Source organism: Endozoicomonas sp. ONNA2 (assembly GCF_024606365.1).
In the GTDB taxonomy this organism is placed as follows: domain Bacteria; phylum Pseudomonadota; class Gammaproteobacteria; order Pseudomonadales; family Endozoicomonadaceae; genus Endozoicomonas.
Genome location: NZ_JAHHPO010001159.1, coordinates 1 through 3,877, shown reverse-complemented (window position 1 = coordinate 3,877; position 3,877 = coordinate 1). Strand labels below are relative to the sequence as shown.

Sequence of the window (3,877 nt, the reverse complement as noted above, 5' to 3'; positions counted from 1 at the left end):
GGCTTTTGCTGGCCGAAAGAATCACCAGAAAGGCCAGCCAGCTAACCGCTAAAATTCGTACCAATTTTTAATTTCTCTTTTTGAACCACAAAGGCACGAAGTCACAAAGGAAGACTTTTTCTTTTTTTACTGCGCATAGCGCAGAAACCAAAAAACTTTGTGCCTTTGTGTCTTTGTGGTTCCAATAAATCACTGCCGAATCAAACTCAGCAATTCAGAAGTTTTCTCTTCCATCAGCGCCACATCCCCCCGGCTCTCCACATTCAACCGAATCACCGGCTCCGTATTAGAAAGCCGCAGGTTAAACCGCCACTCACCCATATCCAGTGAGATACCATCGGTATGGTCCACAGCCACCGCATCTTTTTCATAAATCGCCAAAATCCGGTCAATAGCCGCCTGTGGATCATCCAATGTGCTGTTAATCTCGCCAGAGGATGGGAACAAAGCAATGCGTTCAGCCACCAGTTCAGAAAGCTTCTTGCCCTTATGGGACATTAACTCAGTTACCAGCAGCCACGGAATCATCCCGGAGTCACAGTAGGCAAAGTCACGGAAATAATGGTGGGCGCTCATCTCACCGCCATACACAGCATCCTCTTCCCGCATCCGTTCCTTGATAAAGGCATGCCCGGTTTTGCACAGCACCGGCACACCGCCAGCTGCAGCAACCTGATCAATGGTATTCCAGGTTAAGCGAGGGTCATGGATAATCTTCGCACCAGAATAATGAGCCAGAAAAGCCTCACCCAACAGCCCGACAATATAATACCCTTCAATAAACTGGCCTTTCTCATCAAACAGAAAGCAGCGGTCAAAATCCCCATCCCAGGCAATGCCCATATCCGCATTGTGCTCCAACACCGCATCCACAGTTGCCTGCCGACAGTCGTGTAACAGCGGGTTAGGAATCCCATGGGGAAAGTTACCATCCGGCTCATGGTGAATCTTCACAAACTCAACCGGAACACCGGTCGCTTTAAACCGATCTTCGATAGCATCAATCACGTGCCCGGCAGCCCCATTACCAGCATTGACCACCAGTTTCAGAGTCTTCAGCTCAGCAGGATTAATATACCCAAGAATATGATCCACATAAGCTGATAGGTTAGAAACTACCCGATAAGCACCCATTAAAGTCTTATCTTTTCCTTTGTGTTCTTTGTGCCTTTGTGGTTCAAGAGCTTCTGCCAACCGCTGAATCTCCCGTAACCCGGTATCGCCAGAAATCGGCTTACTCTCTTCACGCACCAGCTTCATCCCGTTATAGTCTTTCGGGTTATGGCTGGCCGTGACCATAATGCCCCCATCCGCCTTCAGGTGCGAAGTGGCAAAATAAACCTCTTCAGTGCCACACAGGCCAATATCAATGACTTCTGCTCCACCGGCCCGCAACCCATCACTCAGTGCTTCTTTTAACGCAGGAGTAGACAGGCGTATATCACCACCGACAATCATAGTTTTGGGCTTAAGGAATTCAGCCGTTGCCCGGCCAATCCTCCAGGCAATATCCTCATTCAATTCATCAGGCATGCGGCCACGGATATCGTAGGCTTTGAAGCAAGAGAGCGTAGACATTAATCAGAACCTTTCGATAGCATATATGCTATCATTTAATCCATGAAAACCATTGTACTTGATACCAGCTGCTTTATTTCGGCGCTTCTCGGTAGCGGAGGAGCAAGCCGTGAAATTCTCAGGCTATGCCTGAACCGGCAATTAAACCCGCTAATGGGCAATGCACTTTATACCGAGTATGAGTCACTGTTAAACAGACCTTCGCTCTGGCATAAGAGTCGAACCACGGCAGAAGAACGGGAACAGGTGCTTAATGCATTGTTAAGTATGACCCGGTGGGTAGAGATCTATTATCTGTGGCGACCCAACTTGCCGGACGAAGCCGATAATCACCTTATTGAGCTGGCCATGGCTGGCGGTGCCAGCCATATCATCACTAAAAATATAAAAGATGTCGGTAAGGGAGAACTACGGTTTGACCACCTGACCATCTGTAAACCAGAAGACTTTATCAGGGAGATCAGACAATGAGCGTACTCACCATTCGACTGACCGAAGAAAAACACGAGCGCCTGAAGCAACTGGCCAAATCCAGGAATATCAGCCTCAACAAACTGATGGATGAATTATCAACCATCGCCCTGGCAGAGTTCGATACTTACAACCGTTACCGTGCCAGGGCGGAGTCCGGTAATCCGGAGGAAGCTCTGAAAATACTGGATAGGCTGGATGATGGGTTATGAGTGAATCGGGAATCGTTAAGGAACGCTGCCCGCTATCCGCTTCCCGTAAAAGAAAAGACCCGTGCTTTTTCGGGCAGCGGGAAGCGTTCTTTTAACCCACCACTCAAGTCCGCCCGTAGGTATCTTCAAACCGGACAATATCATCCTCTCCCAGATACCCCCCGCTCTGTACCTCAATCAGTTCAAGGTCAAACTTGCCAGGGTTTTCCAGCCGATGTACCACGCCAATAGGGATATAGGTGGACTGGTTCTCGGTCAGCAGAATTTCCTGGTCGCCATTGGTAACTACTGCGGTACCTTTAACTACAATCCAGTGCTCCGCACGGTGGTGGTGCATCTGTAAAGAGAGCTGTGCTCCGGGCTTAACGGTAATGCGCTTAACCTGGAAGCGGTCGCCCATATCAATGGAGTCATAGGCACCCCAAGGGCGATAGACTTTGCGGTGCAGTTTTACCTCTGTCCGGTTTTCTGCCTTCAACCGGTCAACAATCTTTTTAACATCCTGCACCCGGTCTTTATGGGCCACCAGGATGGCATCATCGCTTTCGGTGATGACCAAGTCATCAACACCCACGGTGGCAATCAGTTTTTTCTCACTGCGCACGTAAGTGTTGCGAGTATCCTGCAATAGAACGTCACCCTGAACCGAGTTTCCAGACTCATCCTTTTCACAGATATCTGCCAATGAGGTCCAGGAACCTACATCAGACCAGCCGGCATCCAGTGGCACCACCACCGCATCGGTGGTTTTTTCCATCACGGCATAATCGATGGACTCATCCGGGCAGGCGGTAAACGCTGCTTCATCCAGACGAACAAAATCAAGATCGGCGTTTTGTACCGCAATCGCTTTTTCACATGCTTCCAATATATCTGGCCTGAACTTCTTCAGCTCTTCCAGATAACGAGAAGCCTTAAACAGGAACATGCCGGAGTTCCAGTAATAGTCACCGGAAGTCAGGTAGGCCTGAGCGGTTTTCAGGTCTGGCTTTTCCACAAAATTTTCCACCAGAGAAACCTGACCGCTATTCCCTATTAACTCTTTACTGGCCTTGATATAGCCATACCCGGTTTCCGGGTGGGTAGGTACAATACCGAAAGTGACGAGCTTGCCATCACGAGCCGCTGGCAATGCGGCCTCAACCGCCTGATGAAAAGCACCAACATCTTTAATCACATGATCCGCAGCCAAAACTAATAACAGTGGCTCTTTTTCATCAGAAATTACCTTGGCTTTCAATGCTGCAAGTGCAACAGCAGGTGCAGTATTTCTGCCAACCGGCTCCAGAATTATGGCTGAAGCCTGTTGTCCCATCTGCCGGATCTGCTCCGCCACGAGGAAACGATGCTCTTCATTGGCAATGACCAGCGGGGCAGAAACCGAATTCAGGCCATCCAACCGTGATACGGTGTTCTGCAACATGGTTTGCTCATTCACCAGCGGCAGAAACTGCTTTGGATAAAGAGAACGGCACTGAGGCCAGAGGCGGCTGCCGGAGCCGCCGGACATGATTACGGGGATTAAATTCATAGTTCTTTTTTGAACCACAAAGGACACGAAGGTCAGGGCGATAGAATCGGCCTTACGATCGTTCCAATCAAGGCTAATTTAAACG

4 protein-coding genes are annotated in these 3,877 nt (G+C 49.3%); 2 read left to right on the top strand and 2 right to left on the bottom strand.

The annotated features are described in order from the left end of the window. Nucleotides 1–189: 189 nt before the first annotated feature. Nucleotides 190–1,578, bottom strand: a complete 1,389-nt coding sequence (locus KDK14_RS20490) for a phosphomannomutase CpsG (RefSeq protein ID WP_257267091.1) — start codon at nucleotides 1,576–1,578, stop codon at nucleotides 190–192. A gap of 42 nt (nucleotides 1,579–1,620) precedes the next feature. On the opposite strand from KDK14_RS20490, the gene KDK14_RS20485 reads away from it, so the two are divergent. Then, entirely contained in the window at nucleotides 1,621–2,049 is a 429-nt protein-coding gene (locus KDK14_RS20485) for a putative toxin-antitoxin system toxin component, PIN family (RefSeq protein ID WP_257267090.1), read from the top strand. Next, nucleotides 2,046–2,261, top strand: a complete 216-nt coding sequence (locus tag KDK14_RS20480; protein ID WP_257267089.1) for a toxin-antitoxin system HicB family antitoxin — start codon at nucleotides 2,046–2,048, stop codon at nucleotides 2,259–2,261. The genes KDK14_RS20485 and KDK14_RS20480 overlap by 4 nt, the downstream gene beginning before the upstream one ends. Before the next feature lie 103 nt (nucleotides 2,262–2,364). Here the strand turns inward: KDK14_RS20480 and KDK14_RS20475 are convergent, their stop codons facing one another. After that, nucleotides 2,365–3,792: a mannose-1-phosphate guanylyltransferase/mannose-6-phosphate isomerase gene (locus KDK14_RS20475; protein WP_257267088.1), complete on the bottom strand. Its 1,428-nt coding sequence runs from the start codon at nucleotides 3,790–3,792 to the stop codon at nucleotides 2,365–2,367. Between the last annotated feature and the right edge of the window lie 85 nt (nucleotides 3,793–3,877).

Coding starts and splice junctions, on each gene's coding strand:
- KDK14_RS20475 (WP_257267088.1), bottom strand. CDS start 3,792: ATGAATTTAATCCCCGTAATCATGTCCGGCGGCTCCGGCAGCCGCCTC.
- KDK14_RS20490 (WP_257267091.1), bottom strand. CDS start 1,578: ATGTCTACGCTCTCTTGCTTCAAAGCCTACGATATCCGTGGCCGCATG.
- KDK14_RS20485 (WP_257267090.1), top strand. CDS start 1,621: ATGAAAACCATTGTACTTGATACCAGCTGCTTTATTTCGGCGCTTCTC.
- KDK14_RS20480 (WP_257267089.1), top strand. CDS start 2,046: ATGAGCGTACTCACCATTCGACTGACCGAAGAAAAACACGAGCGCCTG.